12 protein-coding genes are annotated in these 20,061 nt (G+C 50.0%); 9 read left to right on the top strand and 3 right to left on the bottom strand.

Features of this window, described 5'->3' with window-relative positions; genetic code table 11:
• Positions 1 to 38: 38 nt before the first annotated feature.
• The 3 genes from XMG59_RS02385 to XMG59_RS02375 all read left to right on the top strand — a co-directional run bounded on the left by XMG59_RS02385 (position 39) and on the right by XMG59_RS02375 (position 11,798).
• On the top strand, positions 39 to 7,559 hold the full coding sequence (locus tag XMG59_RS02385; protein WP_217363658.1) for a C-type lectin domain-containing protein: 7,521 nt from the start codon (positions 39 to 41) through the stop codon (positions 7,557 to 7,559).
• A 232-nt stretch (positions 7,560 to 7,791) separates the two neighbouring features.
• Positions 7,792 to 9,012, top strand: a complete 1,221-nt coding sequence (locus XMG59_RS02380) for a TolC family protein (RefSeq protein WP_173481649.1) — start codon at positions 7,792 to 7,794, stop codon at positions 9,010 to 9,012.
• Between the two features lie 8 nt (positions 9,013 to 9,020).
• Entirely contained in the window at positions 9,021 to 11,798 is a 2,778-nt protein-coding gene (locus XMG59_RS02375; RefSeq protein ID WP_173481648.1) for a BamA/TamA family outer membrane protein, read from the top strand.
• Here XMG59_RS02375 and XMG59_RS02370 read toward each other — a convergent pair.
• Positions 11,795 to 12,283, bottom strand: a complete 489-nt coding sequence (locus XMG59_RS02370; RefSeq protein ID WP_173481647.1) for a hypothetical protein — start codon at positions 12,281 to 12,283, stop codon at positions 11,795 to 11,797. The genes XMG59_RS02375 and XMG59_RS02370 overlap by 4 nt on opposite strands.
• A gap of 128 nt (positions 12,284 to 12,411) precedes the next feature.
• Here XMG59_RS02370 and XMG59_RS02365 point away from each other — a divergent pair, with 128 nt between their 5' ends.
• From XMG59_RS02365 to XMG59_RS02350, 4 genes are all read left to right on the top strand, one after another.
• The gene (locus XMG59_RS02365; protein ID WP_173481646.1) at positions 12,412 to 12,783 is read left to right on the top strand and encodes a response regulator; all 372 of its coding nucleotides are present in this window, start codon (positions 12,412 to 12,414) and stop codon (positions 12,781 to 12,783) included.
• A gap of 4 nt (positions 12,784 to 12,787) precedes the next feature.
• Complete coding sequence (locus XMG59_RS02360) at positions 12,788 to 15,349, top strand: response regulator (RefSeq protein ID WP_173481645.1); 2,562 nt, start codon at positions 12,788 to 12,790, stop codon at positions 15,347 to 15,349.
• A gap of 139 nt (positions 15,350 to 15,488) precedes the next feature.
• Positions 15,489 to 15,860 carry a sigma 54-interacting transcriptional regulator gene (locus XMG59_RS02355; protein WP_173481644.1) on the top strand — a complete coding sequence of 124 codons (372 nt, stop codon included), beginning with the start codon at positions 15,489 to 15,491 and terminating at the stop codon, positions 15,858 to 15,860.
• Positions 15,861 to 15,938: 78 nt separating this feature from the next.
• Positions 15,939 to 16,478: a helix-turn-helix domain-containing protein gene (locus XMG59_RS02350; RefSeq protein ID WP_173481643.1), complete on the top strand. Its 540-nt coding sequence runs from the start codon at positions 15,939 to 15,941 to the stop codon at positions 16,476 to 16,478.
• Positions 16,479 to 17,176: 698 nt separating this feature from the next.
• On the opposite strand, the gene XMG59_RS02345 is transcribed toward XMG59_RS02350, so the two are convergent.
• Positions 17,177 to 17,464 carry a hypothetical protein gene (locus XMG59_RS02345; RefSeq protein ID WP_173481482.1) on the bottom strand — a complete coding sequence of 96 codons (288 nt, stop codon included), beginning with the start codon at positions 17,462 to 17,464 and terminating at the stop codon, positions 17,177 to 17,179.
• 155 nt (positions 17,465 to 17,619) lie between these two features.
• Between XMG59_RS02345 and XMG59_RS02340 the strand changes: the two genes are divergently transcribed.
• Together XMG59_RS02340 and XMG59_RS02335 are read left to right on the top strand one after the other, a co-directional pair.
• Positions 17,620 to 18,867 (top strand): lipoprotein-releasing ABC transporter permease subunit, encoded by a 1,248-nt coding sequence (locus tag XMG59_RS02340; protein ID WP_173481642.1) that lies wholly within the window; start codon positions 17,620 to 17,622, stop codon positions 18,865 to 18,867.
• On the top strand, positions 18,860 to 19,546 hold the full coding sequence (locus XMG59_RS02335) for an ABC transporter ATP-binding protein (RefSeq protein ID WP_173481641.1): 687 nt from the start codon (positions 18,860 to 18,862) through the stop codon (positions 19,544 to 19,546). Before XMG59_RS02340 ends, XMG59_RS02335 begins: the two co-directional genes overlap by 8 nt.
• Here the strand turns inward: XMG59_RS02335 and XMG59_RS02330 are convergent.
• On the bottom strand, positions 19,533 to 20,054 hold the full coding sequence (locus XMG59_RS02330; protein WP_173481640.1) for a DUF2062 domain-containing protein: 522 nt from the start codon (positions 20,052 to 20,054) through the stop codon (positions 19,533 to 19,535). The two genes, XMG59_RS02335 and XMG59_RS02330, sit on opposite strands and share 14 nt — an antisense overlap.
• Positions 20,055 to 20,061: the final 7 nt, after the last annotated feature.

Raw genomic sequence — 20,061 nt, 5'->3', positions numbered from 1 at the left:
GCAGCCTGCGTGTGGTGATCACCGCCACAGGTGGCGATGTGAAGATCGGTAACCTGAGTGGGGCTACTCAAATTCAAATTGGCTTCGATTACGCGACAACCGGCGGCGATGAGATCTGTATTGAAGGTACACAGGCACAGATCAATGCGGCACTGAAAACCTTGCAGACCAAGATCACCAGCGGTAACGAGAAGGTCGATATCTCGATTGATGTTCAGCCGGGTGGCATGGTTTACAACCCTGAGAATGACCATTTCTATGAGTACGTCGCGAGCTCAGGTATCACCTGGGATAACGCTAAAGCGGCGGCTGAAGGTCGAACATTCGAGGGTATGACAGGGTATCTGGCCACTCCAACTAGTGCGAATGAAAATGCGTTTATCGCGTCAAAAGTGAGTGCGCAAGCCTGGATTGGCGCCAGTGACGTGGCTAGTGAGGGCGTTTGGAAGTGGATGACCGGTCCTGAGGCTGGGACTCAATTTTGGCAAGGCGCCTCAGGCGGTTCAGCAGTCAATGGCGAGTACGCGAACTGGGCGAGTGGTGAACCGAACGATTCAGGTGGCGAGGACCATGCACACTACCTGAGCAGTGGGATGTGGAACGATTTCCGCTTTAACAATAGCTCAATTCAGGGCTACATGGTTGAATACGGCGGTATGCCAAACGACGTCCCGACCGTTAAAGCAGGTGTTAAAACACTGACCGTTTATGCCACCGAAGCACTCGGCAACGTCTCTATGACCGTTTCAGACTTCGAGCAAGCGGGCGTAACCGGCGTGACGACTGACAATCTAGCCTCTATCAACCAGGTGTTGAGTGGTAAGTCAGCAGCAGACGTAGATACCAACCCAGAGCTGCAGTCTGTGGTGAATGGTGTCATCTCCGCGATCGCGAAGATCGAAGATTTCAATAACGGCGCTAATGGTGTCACAACACTTGATGTGGCTGACTATGAAGCTGCGGGTATCGTGGGCGTTGCAGCCGGCAACAAAGATGCGTTTAACAGCGCTATCCAGGCTCTGAACACGGGTGGCGCGAACACGACCGCTGAAATTCAGGCTGCCGTGGCACAGGTGCGTATTGAAACCTATGCCGATGCGACTGACGCCACTGGCCTGGAAGTACCTACAGTTGCGGATTACCACGCGCTGGGCATCTATGCCGTAGATGCATCTAACCTTGCGTGGGTGAATAGCTTCGCCCTTGATGCAGCATCGGACCTTGCAGACAACACCGCTGAGATCGAGCTACTGGTACAAGAAGCGCTTGAGATGAAACCGTACTTCGATGCGGTCGCTAAGATCAGTGCTTACGCTGACTCTGACGGTAATGGCACGGTACCGACACTTGAAGATTACGTGGCGGCACAAGTTAAGGGTGTCAACGAGTACAACCTCGGCATGGCGAACGCACTCTTTGCTGATAGCGCAGTGGGTACTGGCGACACAACGCTGGCAGGCACTCAGTCTGAGCAGCAGTCGGTGATTAACGCCGCATCCACAGAGCTCTCGTCTTACGCGAAGATTGTCTCTTACGCAGCCAATAATGGTGGCGAAATTCCAACGGCGACTGACTACAGCAATATTGGCCTGGCAGCATTCCCGTCCGAGTATGTGGCTAAACTCAATGCGCTACTTCTCACTCAGCCAATTGGCCGTGCCGAAGTAGATGAGCTGTCTGAGATCGAGGCCTTGGCGTCTCGCATCAAGATTACCGAATACGCTAACGCCAATGGTTTTGCCATTGATGGTACAACCGACCTGGCTGGCGACTTCGTACCTTCTATTACCGATTACGAAAATCTGGGGATTACTCAGATATTCAACGGTACTCAGATGGTCGATATCGATGCCAATAACCTCGAGCAGGTCAACGACGTGATGCGTATGCGCTACGTTGGTGACGGCGCTCGTGTCGATGTGATCGACAACGCTACCGATGCTGCGAGCAACGAAACCAACCTGGCGTACGCAAATACTGTTGATACTGCAGCAGAGATTGAGGATGCCATCCGTCTAGCGATGGGTGAGACGGTCGATTCTGGCAACAGCAGTTTCGGCTTGCGTGCGGCGGCACTCGATAAGATCGCTGCATTCGCAGAAACGGTCAGCAACCTTGCTGATCAAGCGGCTTACGATGCCTATGTGGCTGACAGCGGTAATGCTGCCAGCATTCCATCAGCCGATGACTACAACAATGCCGGTGTACTAGGTATTACCAACAGTACCGCCGAAATCAATGAATCGCTCGCAGCAGCAATTAACACCAAACTCTTTACTGGTGGTGCCAACGGCACGGTGAACACGGTCGTTGAATTGCAGCCGTTTGTCGATTCTGCTAATGAGATCGTCAACAAAATTGGCGCTTGGGCTGAGCCTGACTTGTCTGGAATTATGGGCACGGTTCAGAACTTTATCTCTCTAATACCTGAATTTGAAAACGCAGGCTTTGATACTGTCTCGGGTAATGATATCAATGGTTGGACAACCTATATCGGAGAGGTGAACCTTGGTGTAACTGTTTTGGCAGGTTTTGTGTCACCTGTGGAGTCGAATGTTGGGGCAGATACAACTGCGATAGGTAAAAATGGCACTAACTACCTGACTGATTTGCCTTATGACTGGAACCAAGACGGTCCTGCGACGGTAAGCGTTGTAGATGATCCGGATGCCTCGGGTCGCGGTAATGTCTTGTCAGTAGATACTGGTGTACAGTCCTTGGGTACCAGCTTGGTTAGAAGCGGCTATGTAGGCTCGACACAATACACGACGGGCACGAACGGAAATTATCCTTACGGAATTATTCACGGCCCAGCGATCTACAGTAATGAAGCAATTGAGCTTACTGCAGGTGCGACAATATCGGTAGATTGGAAGGCGACTGCTGCAGGTGATGCCGCGGACGTTTTGGGTTATTTGGTGAACGTTAACGATGGTTCAACTATCAAGCTGCTTGATTACACCAGCCCGAACGATACGACTGAAACATCTTGGCAAACCAAAACTGTTACTGTTCCTGCTGATGCAACTGGTAGCTACAAGTTTGTGTTTGTTGGTGGTTCTTTCGACTACTCTGGAGGCCAAGGCGTAGGCGCAGAATTCCTTATTGATAACATTGATGTTCGTTACATCACCTCACCCTACGAATTTAATGGCCTGGTAAATTCAAACGGTGCAGATGATTGGCAGGCAGCACAGGCGCTATTCGATAAGCTGGCTTACAGTGATAACTCGGATGCACTTGTATATTCATCATCAGTAGATCCAAGCCAGGATAACCCGCTGCAGGTGGGTTGGTATGACATGGGTGATATGGGTGTTGAGCCATCAGTACTCGATCACTTCATAATTCATGCAGCGAACACTACGGGTGATTACAGCAAACTGCCTGCTGATTTCGATATTATGGGTTGGGATAACAACGCTGGTGAATGGGAAGTTATTAAGACCTTCAGCAGTGATCTGACCTCAGCGACGCAAACAACCGTAGGTAGCCTGTCTGCTGCCGAAATACAGCAGATTGTATTGCCCGCACTTAAAGCAAACACGATCTACGACCTGAATGTGGGCGGCGTTACGCTATCGATCACATCAGATACTGATCCGACCGTTGCTGAAATAGCTGCGGCGTTCAATAGCGCGGCGACTTCTGCCTCAGCGGCCTTTACGGTAACTGAGTCAGCGTCTGGAACAGGCTTAGATATCACATGGACAGCAGCAGGTGTCGTTACAGATACCGCACGCTTCATGATGTCTGCTGATAACTACGAAGCTTCAAATGGATCATCACTGACATTTGATGTTTCAGATGTCGACGCCAAGGCTTATACGGGCTTTAAGATCAATGTTCGAGAGGCCTTCGGTGGTGCTGGCATTGAGATGACCGAGCTAGAGTTGAAGGCTGCGGCGATAGACTATGCGGATCTTCCGTCTGGTTCTGAACCCACTTATCAGGACTATAACGCCATCGGCTTCACCGAGGTGGATGCTAATAATGTTGCCGATATCAACGCACTGGTCTTTGCCAAAGAGAGCGCGGCCGATGTGTCTACCTTGCCGCAGATCAAGCCGGTCATTGATACCTACTTGGATGCCATGGGCCGCATTGAGGCTTTCGCGAATGGCGATGGTGCAGCCGACACAGATGGCGATTTCACTGCTGATACAGGTGAAACAGGCGTACCGACCGTAGCGGATTATCAGGCTATTGGTATGCGCTTCGTTGTGAACAGCGATGGCCTCAATGTGCCAATCTCAAACGACAATATAGCAGCCATCAATGAGGTCATCGCTGGTGCGAGCTACGGCGACGATTCTGGCGATACCGCCATCACAACAGCTGCCGAACTGCGTGCCGTATTGAATTCAGGTGCTATTGCTGCTCGCTTAGCTGCGATTGCAAAAATCTCTGAGTTGGCGACGGTTATCCCTAACAGTGTTACCCTCGCAGACGACACGACTACACCAACTGTGGGCAATACTGATACGGTAAATCTGACGCTCACGGGTCCTTATGGGGCAGCCCAAGTTCTGACGGCAACGATGACCTCTGAGAGTGGCTGGGGTGGCATAGCTGCCGAGCTATCGGCAGACCTTGGTGCCAACTCAGGTTTTGTCATCACTGCTGCAGCAACCGGAGGTCTTACGATTACCCGGGCTGACGGCGCAACCTTCAGTGTTGCTGTCAACGACGGTACAGGCGATTGGTCGCTCAGTGACGGTAATTCGAACACGTTGAGTCTGTCCTCAGGCACGGCTGCGGGTATTGTTACGGTCAACGGCGATGGGTCGGCTCCGTCAGTAGCGGACTTCACTGCTGCTGGTGTCACAACTGTAAGCATTGCGAATATTGCTGAAGTTGTTGAATACATAGTTGCTGGTAGTGCTGATAGTGAGTTTGATACATCGAAGGAGATCAGCTCAGTTGTCACTGCACTTGATGCATTAAAACTCATTACTGATTACGCCGAAGCAGACGGCACAGGTACCGCACCAGATGCGAATGACTTCGCCTCTATAGGTGTTTCCAGCTATGACTCTGCCGGTACGGCTAAAACTATTGATGCTAGCAACATTGACGCGATCAGAGAGTTACTCAAAGAGACGTCAGTGGGTACGCAGGGATCGGATACTTATACTCTGACTGACGCAGCCAGCATTCAGTCAATGCTTAATTCTGCATCGATTGTCGCGAGGCTGGATGCCATCGCTAAGATCGCGGCCTATGCCGAGGATAGTATTACTAACGCAATCCCAGATGTGGCGGATTATGCAGCCTTGGGTATTACTTTGGATAGCAATGCGCTTAATTCTGCTAATGCTAGCATTGAAGTAGCGACCGCTGCGACGGCAGATACCTTGGCTGAAATCAGTGCGTTGATGCCGGCAGTCCCCTACATCGGAATGATCGGGAGTTTTGTTGACCCTAGCGAGACCGTAACGTTGAACGTTGGCGACAGCATTGAGTTCGTTGTCATGACTACAACACCGCTTGATCACACTGCAGGTGGTGTTGTGCAAGCAACACTAGACAACGGTGCGACTGTTTTGATGCGTCCCGAATACGACCAAGAATTCGGTAGGACAGCTCTATTTGGCGTTTACACAGTAGCGGTAGGTGATGGCACATCTACTGATCTTGATATTACTGGGTTTAGTGCTGTTAACGGACAATCACTCCCTGTCTCAAGTAATGGCACGCCGTTGGAGCTCGCTATTCCAGCAGGGGTTGCATCTCTTGCAAGCCGATTTGATATCGTTGTAACTGACTACGAGCCACCAAGAATTGAATCGCTCAGTTTCGCTTCAGATACAGGTCTGTTTAATGACGACCTTGTGACTGCAACGGCGTATCAAAGCGACACAACGAACGGCGCGCTCACGGGTAGCTTCAGCCCTGTATTGGACGCTGCGAATAAATTCGTAGCCATAAGTACAGTTTTCGACGGGCAGACGGTTTACGATGCTGACTCGAGTTTTAAGAACTCTCTAAGCGCGTTGGATAATGGAGATGATCAGCTTTTCTCGGATCCGCTGTTAGGGCAGTGGTTGTCCGACAGTAGCAGTTTTCAGATTGTTGTAGACAACGAGAATGCAACTATTGCTGACGGGACATATAGTCTGACATTCAGTGTTGGATCGGGTACGTCTCAAACTCTGTCCTACACTTCTTCTAGTGGCACTGTTGGCGACTTATTGGATGGTCTATTCGTAACCAATAATACGTTGAATACAGTCGGGTTTGAGACTACTCGTGGAAGTAGTGGCTTTAATGTTCAGCGCTTCTCTGGTGAAGACTTTACCGTGAGCCTGTCTCAAGACTTGCTTAATTTGGGGGTTTTGAAACAACGTGAGTTTGTTCAAAACACTGGTGAAGTTGACACACTGATTACTGGTTCAGTCTCGGTAACTAATGGAGCAACGGACTACAATGCGTCATTTACCACAGAGGTCAAACAAGGGGCATTGGCGACTGTGACCCAACATGGCGACGGCAGCAACCCGGAAATTCAAACAGTCAACTTCCAGGTTGACATTGGGGGGGATGGACGACGCCAGTTTACGGGGGACCTTCGTTTTGGTTCCACTATTGTGGAGCTGGCATGGGGATTCAATTCTACAAGCACAGATAGCGATATTGTCTCCGCGTTGCAAGGTTCACTGGATACAGCTTTTGGTGCTAACAATCCAGATCGACCTACGTTGACACTTGGGTCAATAGGGGCTGCTGATTCGAACGGTCATGCTTTGGTTGATATGACATTTACTTGGAATCATAACAGTAATGCAAACGTCGGCTATCAGCTGCTAGTTGACGATGGTAGATCAGAAGTGGTCGTTGAACAGAGCTTTGATTTCACCCTTGATCAAACTGCTGCTAATTCACCAGTTCTTAGTGGTGCGAGTTCAAATGCTTTGACAGCCAGCGAAGGCACAAGTATCGATATTACCGGCGTTGAAACCGGCGAATATCTGTACTTCATTGAGGCGAATGCATATGCAGGGCTCACTGATGTTTCAACAAACTCAGACCAACACATGCAAGACATATTTGCGCTTTCTTCAGAGAAGTGGACGCGTGTTCTAGTGGGTGAAAACGTCACGACAACTGATACGGTAAGCTTTACAGTGGATGGATTAATGGACGGTAGTTATAAGCTAGTTGCGATGGATCTGGCGGGTAATTTCAGTGCTGTATCGTCAGATACATTAACTGTCACTGGAAGCTCCGCTGTGAATACTGACCTTGATGTTGCTATGAACGCCATTACTGACACTAGTGATGGTGACGGCTCAACCGTCGAGCTATTGCTCGATATCAACGAAGCTGTCGCTGGTGATACTGTCGAGATATGGATCGATGGTGTTAAGGTTGACGAGCATGAATTGACAGCAGCAGAAGTGACCGTTGGATCAGCAAGCGTTGCTATTGATGTCGATGCTAACGGCGCTGATACAGGTACATTGAATGATGTTAATGTACAGATTGCAGTTCGACACGGTAGTTTTGATACACAAACTGAAACAGAGGACTCGACTGTTAATTACACTTGGAGTTGATGAGAAAAGACGGAGCTCTCGGATTAAAAGCCCACCTGAAAAGGTGGGCTTTTTTATTTATATCAATGACTTGATGGTAGTAATGGCGTTTTGATTACCGCGTGACAATCTGTCAAAATAATCTGTGACATATTTGACACAAATGACAAAAAGGAGTATTTTTTGTCACAATCGTGTCAATTTATATTGACTCAGTTAAACCCGCTTCGGCGGCCTAAACCGAGTGTTGGATATGTTTTTTAGAACTGTTTTGTCAGGTGTAACAGCGTCGCTGCTTTTGGTTGGTGCAACCCATGTCTCGGCGCAGACAATGGATGAGTTGCTCGCCGAACTGCGTTCATGCTCGCCGGAGCTGATTTCGAGAGATGCAGCGGTGAGTGTTGCTGCCGGTAATGTCGAGGCGGAAAAAGCTAAACGTCTGCCCAGTTTCTCGCTCTCCGCTAACGGCAAATACTTGGCTGACAGCTCCAATGACAACAGTTTGGATGCGTCAGCGCGCTACACGCTGATGTCTTTTGGTAAGTTTGAAGCGAACGAGGCTTTTGCCGAGCGTAAGTTGCAGGTTGAGCAGCTAAATAGCTATGAGACGGGTCTGCAGAAACTTGCAGAGCTGCTGCAACGCAAGTCCAGTTTCAACCGACTCTCGAACGATATATCTACGCTACAAACCATCGTCGGTATGCAGCAAGAGGTGTTAGATAGGGTAGAGCGTCGCTCCAACGTGGCACTCTCATCTGAGAGCGATAAGAATGCGGTGTTCTCCAAGGTTTGGCAGAACAAAAACCGAATCAATGAGAATCGTCTGCAGCAGCAGTTGGTAAAAACTGAACTGGATCTGCTGGCCTGCACCGAGAATCTGCAGCTGCTAACGCTGGATGTACTGCCCATGGAAGACGGGCTGGCAGACCCGTTGACGCAAGAGTTTGTAAACAGCTCTATCGCCGCGCTGGACGCTCGTTTAGAGAGCAAAGTAGCTGAGCTGGAAGCCAATAAACTGTCGCTACGACCCGACGTGGATCTCGTTGGGTCAGTACCTGTTGATGATACTGCCAAGGACAATTCCAGCCTCGGTATTGAGATGAATGTCTCATACGGCAACATGGGGCGGGTAGAAGCCGCACGTGCTGTGGCGTTGGAAGCGGAAGTGGAGGCGTTGCGCTTTGAACGTGAGGTGAGTAACGCACGTCGTATCCGCAACCTTGTAAGCCTAGAGCAGCGTATTATGGCGTTGCGTGACGAGGTCATCCCGAATCAGCAACTCGCGATTGATACCGTCGGCATGAAACTCGCCTCAAAAGAGCGTCTTTTCAAAGCGGGGCGTGTCTCCCTGTTTGAGTTGCTATCGGCCTATGATGAGCTGCTAAGCGCCCAGCTCGATCTCAATAAATTCCAAGCAGAGCTGCAGCAGGCGCAGATTGATCGTGCCAGCTCGCTGGACTTCATCTACCGCTAGGGTCTGATATGAAGCGCCTCTCTGCTCGCCTCAACCTTCTGCTAGCACTGCTGTTTTCAGCAGTGCCAAGTGCTGTGTGGGCACTGGAGCAGGGCTTTGCCGTAGAGGCGAACTCAGAGGTGCGTCTGAGTGTGAATGGCGAAACGCTGAGCGTTGAGCAACTCTCTGATATGTTCTCGATTGAGCGCGTCGGTGACTTTGATAAATATCTTGCCCTGGAGGGAGCCTTTAATGGCTCTGAAGTGCTCGAACTCCAGGCCTTTGCAGTTGACGCCGCCGGTAACCGATCTGCAGAGCCGTCTCGATTAGAGTTAGCCTCGCTAGACACCACAGCTCCGGAAGCGCCTGAAATCGCACAGATCGCAAACAACTTCTCTGAACGATACACCAACGGTTTTGAACTGCCGGCTGGTTCAGTACCGATTCTCAGTGTTAATGGACTTCTGGTTGAGCAGCAGCACCATAGCGATTGGTTTGAGATTACTCAGGGTGCTGAAGTAGAGCAGTATGTCGCGCGTCCGGGGCTGTTTGATGGCACCGAAGTGGTTGAAGTTGCAGCCTATCAAGTAGACACAATGGGCAATGAGAGCCCAGTCTCTGAGACGCTGACGTTGCTACCCATCGATACGCTATCGCCGGGTGCCCCCAGAATTTTGACGCTTGATCAACTGCTGGCTGAATCGGCGCCGGCTTTTGAATCGGAGCCGCTAGAGATCGTGGTTAGTGCCGATTTGCCGGTGCAGAAGCCGGTTGTTTCCGCTCAATCTGTTATTGCTGAGTCCGTGACAGAAGATGCTGTTGATCTTGCCCCACAGCTTAAGTCAGAAAAACAGTCTGTAATCGCGAAGATGCCACAGCCTGAAGCTGACACAGCTGAGGATCTGCAAGTGGTTGAATCGGCACCTGCTGGCGCGCCAACCAAGCAACTTGACGAACTCGAAGATATCGACGCGCTGGTCGCTCGAATTCTTGATGAGGCGCCAAAAGTTCAGAGCGAAGCCGCTCCAGCAGAGCCTATCGAACTGAATACTCAGGTGCACAAAGCACAGTTGACGGTGACTGCTGTAAGCGCAGTGAAACAGGCTGTTGACCTACCTGTTGAAGCCTTTCAGGCACAAGAGGGGAGGGGAGAGTCTGCAAGTGAAAATCTAGAGCTTATCGACGCCTCCACGACGATTCTGCCCGAGGCTAGGCTTGCAGCACCTGCAGAAACGCAGAACGAGCTCTCGATAACAACCCATACTCCACCAAGCGGTATCAGCCTTATTCAATCCGAGGTGCCCGGCGAAATGTTAGCCGCGACTAACGGCATCGATCCGTTTGAGGTATTGAACGTTCCATATACACCGCCTGAGGTTGATTTAAAGCCCAAACTACCGCCACTTAAACCTGCGCCGATAACTCGGGTGTTCGATCTTCGCACAGCTGACGATACCCAGCGCTTAATCGACTGGATGCGGCTTGAATCAGATGAAATCAGTTGCCCGATATTAGAGACGGCCGACGGTGGAACGCTTGACGAGATTCTTAGTTGCCTCGATCGTTTGGGTTACCCGCAAGCGCAGACGGTTGAGTTACCAGACGGAATACGGATCGATACCGGACAGAAGATGCGCATTGAATCGGTCGGCATCCATCAAGTGCTGGATGCCGAGATTGCGTTGAGTCCTGATTTTCTTGCTGACCTTAACGGTAAACCCCTCAGTAAAGCCGAGCATGTTAAGGCGATAGATCGCCTTGACTATCTCGGTTTTGTGCGTGACGGATCATTTGATTATTACGCGCGCATTCCGGGTGTCTACGATGCGGAAGTCGTCGGTGAGGCGGGGGAGAGCGACCTCAGCGTTGGGGCAAGTTTAACAACAGGCGGTAAGCTTTTTGGGGCGCTCGACGGGCGCCATTTTTTCGATTACCAAGGCTTACGCTACCTCGACTACCGAGTTGGCAGTAATATCGACGGGCAGTATGAGATTGATCTGGCCGTCCCTGTCTATTACAACCTGAACAACCAGCTTGATTTGGAGTTTAGTACCCGCCCACAAGAGTTCCGCTTTTTCGATTCACGAGCGACAGAGCTCAGTTCGCGATGGCGTGATTTTTCAGGTGGAGATGGCCTACATCTGACTGAGATAAAAGTTAGTGGCGAGGTCCATCAGACAGAGGTTAAATCGCAAGCAGCATCGGCAGGGCAATCCGTGGCCGACCAGATGCTGCTCAGCGCAAAAGCGGTCTTTGAGGCGCGGCCCGGTTGGACAGAGGGTGACGGACTGACACTGTCCATCGGGCTCGCCCAGAATTTGGATCGCGGTTCCGGATACGGGCGTACGGATATCGACTACGACACCGGATCTATCCCGCTTGCTGATACTGGCCTAGCTCTGAATGCACGAGTAGGGGCTTCGGCGATTAGCGGTGATATGGCTTCAGTGCCTCTGAGTCAGCGTCTCTATTTAGGGGGCGCTGATTCTGTACGTGGGGTGACCGCCTCATATCTGGGCGGGGAGACAAATCTAGCGTCGAGCGGCGGCTCTACGCGGGTTGTTTCGCAAGTTGAGCTCTCCAAACCGGTTACCCTCTTCGACCAGCAAGTTGACTTAGGCGTGCATCTGGACGCGGGCAGTGTAAGTGGTGGAAATCTATCGCGTGACCGTTCAGCAATCTCTGCAGGCTTATTCGGGCGGGTTAATATCAGTGAGGATACTTCGGTCTATGCTCATCTCAGTCGAGCGAACGTTGATCAGAACGAGCGCTCAGCTTTTGGGCTCGCAATTGTTAAAAAGTTCTAACCTCGCGGCTGTACAATTTCACTTCGGTCAAAATACTTTAGTGGTTCTTGAACGCTCTCTCGCTCATCCTTTGTCCCCCTGAAAACCTGAACTACCTCTACATACTCCAGTCGGTTATAGCTTACTCGCATGGCGAGTTTAGCGTAGGCATCGAAGGGGTTTAGCGCGGGCACATCATACTGAAATTTGCGTGCCTCTTTGCTCGGGGAGAGGGTGAATACATCAATCGAGAAGGACTTCGAGCGTGCCAGTTTTCTGCGCTGCTCGTTACTCTCTGGGAAGAGTTGTCGCTCTATCTCGTGCTGCGATTCCGCGCGTAGATGACCGGTGGCGACTAACGCGCTCACAAAGCCATTTAGCTCCCAGCGCCAATTCTGATCATCAAGTGAACGGGGACACTTATCCAACAGAGATCGAAGGATTTCAGACGATTCAACCCTAAGGTGTTGTCGGATCAATTTGACGATAGCAATCGGTGAAATCATGTAGCCCCCAGACGCACTACCTCCAGATTAGTACAGATTTTTAAAAAGCGCGTTGTGGTAATTACACGTTGATATTTTTCATGGGGTTGGGTCACACTATGGCCCTATCAATGAAGGATTGAGCCCACATGACCCAAGCTATAAAGATACTCGCTGTTGATGACGATGAACTCATCCTAAACTATATCAAGAGTACACTCTCTCCAAACTATCAAGTGATTACGACGCCTAGCGCTCACCAAGCGTTTGAGATGATCATCCGCTTCCGGCCAGATCTGCTCATTACGGACATTGTTATGGATGAGTTAGATGGACTTGCTCTTTCGTCCTTAGTTCGAGTGGCGCGGGGCAGCTCAGATATCCCTATCATTGTCTTGTCAGCGCATGACAATGACGAGATTCGTGCTGAGCTTGCTGAGAACGAGATCAATCTCTTCCTGCAGAAGCCTTGCCGTGCATCTGAGCTGCTTGAGTCTGTGAAAGCGCTTATAGAGGGATGAGCCTTTGAGTGCCGCTAAGTCTCCGCCAAGATCACAGATTACAAGCTACTTATACAAACATCCCTATCTCTTTGTACTGTTAATCGTCGCTGCCTCTATTGCTCTGTCTGTAGCACTCACCCTGCTGGTAGGTGTCGATATCGGCACAAAAACAATACTGTTGCCCGCGATCATTTCGTCGCTAGTAGGCGGGGTTTCTGTTGGATACTCGAGGAAATATATTGAGAAAACTGCACTTTTGTCGTCTCAAGTTGAACTTCTTGACCGGGTAGCGGACTCCCTTAATTTCGCGGTCGATATCATCAAGAATCCAAATGATTCAGCGGAGGTTCTCGGAGATCAGGTTCATCGTTTCCTCGGCGAGCCGGCAGAGTCGCAACTGACCTTTGCGGATTTGGTTGATCGTATTCACCCGAATGACATAGAGGCTTTTACTGTCCGGAATGAAGAGTTTTTCAACTCTGAGCTTCAGGAAGACGGAGTGTTAACGGACGAGTTGGAGTGTCGTATTCGTCGTGTCGACGGTGAGTACAGATGTACACGTATCAACCGTGTGTTGACTGTTCGGGTTGACACACGATTTTGTTACGTTCAGTACTCCGACATTGAGGAACTGAGGCAACGGGCAGCCGAACTTGAAAAGCTGGCCCACGATCGAGCAGATAACCTTGTAACCGTTAGCCACGAGATTCGAACACCGCTCAACGCAATTCTAGGGCTAACGGATCTGATGTTGGCTACACGGCTCACCAAAACACAACAAGAGTACCTCTCGAAGATATCGGGTGCGGCCGACACGCTGGAGTCATTAGTGCGCAACCTGCTGGACTTGCGTCGTTTAGAGAGTGGGCAGTTGCATGTAGAGCCGGAACCCGAGCTAGTTGAAAACTTGCTGGACAACTTTGTGGCGCTGCATCAACCGGTTGCTGAGAACAGCGGACTGCGATTTATGGTCGACTTTTCTCCCATGCTTCCGCGAAAAATCGAGATAGATGCCCAGCTTTTAGGCCAGATCGTCAATAACCTGCTGCGCAATGCGGTAAAGTTTACCGACGAGGGCTTGGTAATGCTCTCTGCCGGCTTCAAAAAGAGCTCAGCCTCTCAAGGAGACCTGGTTATCGAGGTAAGTGATACGGGTGTAGGTATAAAACCCTCGCGTCACGAATCTATTTTCGAGCAGTTTGAACGCGGCGGTGCTGGTAATACAACTGAGGGGGCTGGGCTTGGTTTGGCACTTGTAAAGAGACTCTGTAAGTTGATGGACGGGGAGGTAAGGCTGCAATCTGAATTGGGAGTAGGATCTAAATTCAGTATCAGCATCCCAGTTAAAGTCAGCTATGCCGAACCGATCGTGGATAAAGCTTATCTAAAGTCGATCAAGCGTGTGACGGTGTTATTGGTTGAGCGACGTGGGCTCGCCGCAGATCACATAAAAGCGGTGCTCAAACCTTGGGTTGCAGACGTGCAGGTTGTAGTTGACCTTGATGAAGCGACGGGTGCCCTGGCAAAGCAAGCATTTGATGTGGTTCTCTTTGGACATGTTCTCGGATTGGACCAGTTGGAGCAGTTTATCAACGATCTACAAAGGCAGTTTGGGAATAGGCTGCGTCTGGTTGCGATTTCCAAGCTCGAAGGCTTGAATCCCCGCTTATTCAGTCTAGTAACGGGTGTTGTTGTAGCCCCGTTCAGTCTAAAACAGTTCGCCTGTATTTTGGGCGATACGAGACAGGCTGGCCCACTTGTAGCAGAATGTCATGCCAATCTGGCTGCTGAGGTCAGTTCACTTATTTTGCTGAGAGATCTACGCATCCTTGTGGCTGAGGATAACGAGATCAATCAGCAAGTGATTAGCGAACATTTGCGTCAGCGCGGTGCAGAGGTCACTTTAGTTGGCGATGGTAAGCAAGCAATTGACGCGCTGACTCGCAGCGATTACGACCTTATATTGATGGATATCGAAATGCCTGTGCTCGATGGCTTTGAGGCGACTGAGCGCATCAAAGCAGAGCCGGGTTGGAAAAACATCCCCATTATCCCCGTATCTGCTGGAGTAACTGCCTCGCAGAAAGAGCGGGCCACCAGCGTTGGTATGCAAGGCTTTGTGGGTAAGCCCTACAAAATCGATGAGCTTCTGAGGGCTATTGAAACTGTGATGGTGGACAAAGATTTTGCACCGGTGCAGGCAGATTTGGGCTTTGAAGATGATTCAAACCTCTCTTCTCCTGAATCTAAGGTGTTCGAATTCGCTGAATTCGATTTCGAAGAGGCGCGAGATTACTGGCCGACGTCCGAATCACTAATCTCTAACTTACAACTCTTTATCGAGAAGTACCCTGTTGCTAATGATTTGTTTGATGGCGTGAGTGATGAAGAGTCTGGCAAGCTCGCACACACGTTGAAGGGTGCCGCCGGCTTTCTTGGTATGGCGCGCTACTCAAACCGGCTGAATGAACTGAGCTTGGCCTTCAAAAACGGATCTGCCACTGCTGACATGGTTTCGGATGTTAGGGCACAGCATAAGCGAGTTCTTTCAGAGGTTGAGTCGTTTTTGTCCATGCTTGAGTAGGCATTCGTGACTTTTGCTGTATGTGGTTAGCGACGTTGGCACAAAAGTACGCGAGATCCTCGCTTTTGGCATAAACTGTGCTAAGTTTGTCATATGTCCCTGAAATAGGGCGGCTTAACATGAAATATTGGGGGTTTTCATGTCAACTCAGTCATCACTCGATTACGTAGCAGTTCTTTCTAAAGTTGCTCAGACACCTGACCGAGTCCTCTTGTTGGGCGATCTCGGATCAGGACAAGCCGTAGCAGCCTTTACCCTACACCGCGGCAGCGCTCGCAAAGATCAAGCCTTTGAAGTCATCCGCTGTACTGGACTCACTGAAGAACAGTTTGCTGCAGAGCTCTGCGGTGTTGCCGATCGCTCTGGCGACATTGTTCGTTTGGGTGCTCTGGCAAAATCTGACGGTGGTACCCTTTGTTTGATCGGCGTGGACGATCTTTCCCAGCAGTCTCAAGCTGTGTTGGTACGCGCGCTGGAAGAGTCGACTTATTACCCTGTCGGGGGGGCGTAGCCTGAATTTTTTGACACGCGTATTGTTACCGCACCAACACACAACTTGCGTGCCAAGATCGAGAGTGGGCAGTTTCGCATGGATCTGTACCACCTCCTTAACGAGCAGATTATTCACATTCCAAGTCTTAATGACCGTCGCTCTGAGATGGCTACACTAGTTAGCCATCTGCTCTCAGAACTCGGTGCTGCTGGTCGTATGCTGAGCAGTGATGCGATCGAGCTTCTCAAAGCGCACAAATTTACTGGAGGTTTCCGTGAACTGCGCAACATCCTGAAGCGCGCAACTAGCTGGTTTGATGATGCAGAAATTGATGCAAACATGCTGAGTTACGTCATGTTTGATGGCAAGGATGAGAGCGCTGCGCGCACTGTCTCATCCAATGACTTCCGTCGTGAGCGTGTCGTTAAAAGCATCGAACCGACTGCCAACGCTGAACCGATCTCGGCCAGGCCTGTACCACCGCCTGCTACTGGATCACTGAGCTTGAAAGAGCAGGAGCGTCAGTACTGGGAGGGCTTGATGCACCAGGTGCAGGGCAATAAGCAGAAAGCTGCTGACATCGCCGGCATTAGTCTTCGGACGCTCTACCGTCGATTGGAGTCTGCGGGGCTTTAATTCATAGGGGTTAGACCCCGTTTTTCGCTAAACCAATTTCTTAGAAGCCGAATTAAGCGGATATTGAAGGTAATAAGGCTCTATAAATAGTTTTAAAGGTAATTAGGGGGATTACAAGTACCTTAGCCGCACACACTAAGCTAGCAAGAACGATAATAAAACTGCAAATAAAAATTGGAAGAAAGACTTTCCCGAGACCTCATAACAAGATTACCAACGCGGTGCCCGCTATAACGACATTAATGCCCGCAATGTGCCGACTCCAGTAGATCACACCTTCCGTCCGCTTTAGGGAAATCTCTCCGGTTGCGAAAGAGCTGCTATGTGCGCCTTGCAGCTCTCAGAAAAATGGCAGCTAATGTCCGGAATTTGCGCAGTCGTTCCCAAATTTATCGAGATCACTTGTTCACGCGGTTCCAGGGGTTAAAGCACGTTCTTCAATTCCGAGCAGCTAAATGCCAATCCCGATACTTGAAGTCATTTGTTTCGCTTCGTTCGTTAGCTGGGCTAACGTCCGCTTCTGAGGATTTTTTCAGTAGCCTTTGGGTCGCTGTTTACACTTTGCAACTATTCGTTGTTTTAGGATAGGGTCTGGAATGTGCCGGTTTCAGCCTTTTATTTAATGAAAAAATTTACTACTGAATCAGTGTCTAGTCTTACCAAAGAAAGCATAGCGAGCAGCTAATTCGCTAGGTTAATTACTTCTGCTTGGTTTCTGAGTCATTCTGATAGTAGCTATCTTCATAGTACCTCCCCTTGATGGCTAGTACCTTTTCTAACCAGCGGTTGTAGTGTTTCCATATGAAGAAACCAGGTGTCATTACCACCATGATAGCGACCATTAAGCCTGCGCCTTTATGAGATTCTGGGAACTGTTCTGTAATCAGACTGAATAGTGATAGTCGCTCAGCGACTAGGTACCAACAGCCCAAGCCAATCAGGCCAACGGCTATTCCAATGTGGTGAAGTTTTTTACTGTCGAGCATGTTTTTCAGAACCCCAAAGATAAGCTGTGCTGAGAATAGAGGTTTCAAGGGCGATTTTAAATGTTAATCGCGAAATACTCCCTGAATTAGGTTCACTCAAGCGGTCAGAATTGTTAACTTATGCTTCAATTCATTATCCAGGAAATCGCCAGTCGATGTTCAATCCCTTTTCTCTTTTTGTTGGCTGGCGCTACACCCGAGCAAACCGCTCGAACTACTTCATATCCTTTATCAGTTTAGTTTCTACGCTCGGACTGATGCTCGGTGTGGCCGCATTGATTCTAGTACTGAGTGTCATGAACGGCTTTGATCGTGAGTTGAAAGAGCGGATACTTGGTATGGTTCCACAGGCTACTATCAATGGTTACAACGCTCCGTTAGATAAATGGCAACCACTACGTGAAACGCTTTTGACTGCGTCTGACGTCGAGGGGGTGGCACCCTTTGTTCAGGCACAAGGGATGCTGACCGCCTCCGGTCGTGTCCAGCCTGTATTGGTATCGGGTATTGATCCAAAACTGGAAGAGAGTGTTTCGATAGCCGCCGGTCAGATGACTCTTGGTGACCTGAACTCACTTGAAGCTGGGAAATATCAGATTGTTTTGGGGGAGCTTCTTGCTAAGTTTTTAGGCGTATCGGTCGGTGATAAGGTCAATCTGGTTTTGCCTGAAGCGTCAGTGAGTGTGGCCGGTGTTATTCCGCGTTTAAAACGCTTTACTGTGTCCGGTATTTTCTCAGTCGGTGCTGAGTTAGATGCCAATTTTGCTTTTGTTCACCTTCAGGATGCAGCCCGCTTGAAACGAATTAAGGGTGACGCCGTTGAAGGGCTTAGGATTAAATTCAATGACCTGTTCAGTGCGCCTACACGAGTCTATGAACTTGCCCGAGAGTTGAACCATCCAGTCTACACCTCTGACTGGACTCGAACTCATGGCAATCTATTTCAAGCGATTCAGCTAGAGAAACGAATGATCGGACTGCTTCTGTTTCTGATCGTCTTTGTTGCCGGCTTTAACATCGTCTCGACGCTGGTTATGGTCGTTACCGATAAGCGCTCCGACATCGCAATATTGCGCACTCTGGGCGCGAAGCCAGGGATGATATTGAGGATCTTTATGATTCAAGGATCCCTTATAGGGTTGCTAGGGACTCTGCTTGGAGCCATTTTAGGCATTATTTTAGCGCTGACTGTCTCTGATCTGGTGGCTTGGATAGAGTCGGTGTTAGGTATTCAATTCCTCTCTTCGGAGGTCTACTTCATCAGCTATCTACCCTCTGAGCTTCAATTAGGGGATGTCTCGCTGGTGATTGGTGTGACTCTTGCGATGAGCTTCCTAGCCACGCTCTATCCTGCTTGGCGCGCGGCTAAGGTTGAACCTGCGGAGGCGCTTCGATATGAGTAATGTCTTGGTTGCAAACCAGCTATGCCGCTCTTTTGATGAAGCGGAGCGTCAATTGATCATCATTAATGATCTGAACCTGTCTGTAGCTGCCGGTGAGCGTCTGGCCATCATCGGCTCCTCGGGTAGTGGTAAGAGTACGTTGCTCAACCTATTGGCGGGGCTGGATACACCAACCGCTGGTGAGGTGGTTATCGCAGGTGAATCGATTGGTCGGCTTTCCGAGCATCGCCGCGCTGAACTGCGTAACTCGCAACTCGGTTTTGTGTTTCAGTTTCACCACCTGCTGCCGGAGTTTTCTGCGTTAGAGAACATTGCCATACCTCAACTGTTGGCGGGGGTATCTGTTGATGCCGCTCAGAAGCGTGCAGCTTATCTTCTTGATCAGGTAGGTCTCTCATCACGTGCTCAACATAAACCCGCCAAGTTGAGTGGGGGAGAGCGCCAACGCGTCGCGATTGCCCGTGCTTTGGCAAACACACCCGCCTGTGTTTTGATGGATGAACCTACCGGTAATCTTGATCCTCATACCGCCGAAGATGTTGAGCAGCATCTACTGAGACTCAATCAGGAGCAGGGCGTGGCACAGATTGTCGTCACTCATGATCATGCGTTGGCAAAACGGATGGATCGTGTGCTTGAATTGAAAGAGGGGCGTTTAGTCGAGACTAGTGTTTGCTAGCACGAGCCTTTAGTAAACGTTTCTGCCAACGGCGTCGCACTTGCCAAATCCACAAGCGGTTGATGGCTATATAACTGATCCCAGACAATAGCAATCCACAGATAAGAGAGCCCGTCAGCAGGGGCCACCAGATCGTTGCGAGCTCTGAGTGGATGGTGTGTAACTCCCAACTGATGTTGACCGGCGGCGTTCCTAAAATCCAAGCCCCAATCTTATAGGTCGTATAAAAAATAGGTGGCATGGTGATAGGGTTGGTTAACCAAACGAGCCCGATCGAAATGGGTAGGTTTGAGCCAATCCAGAGTGCCAAAAAAGCGGCCACAAGCATCTGACCAGGAATGGGAAGAAAAGCACAGAAAATACCCACCAAGAACGCTTTAGCGGCGGACTTTCGAGTCAAATGGAATAGGTCTGGGTTGTGCAGATGTTCACCAAGCCATTTAAGATGCTTATGACTTTTTAAAGCATCCTGTTTCGGCATGTAACGCTTTAACAGCTTACGTGGCATCCCTGAA

The organism is Marinobacterium sp. xm-g-59 (assembly GCF_013283315.1).
In the GTDB taxonomy this organism is placed as follows: Bacteria; Pseudomonadota; Gammaproteobacteria; order Pseudomonadales; family Balneatricaceae; genus Marinobacterium_E.
The sequence above is the reverse complement of the archived record's forward strand: the minus strand, read 5'-3'. Positions and strand labels throughout refer to the sequence as shown.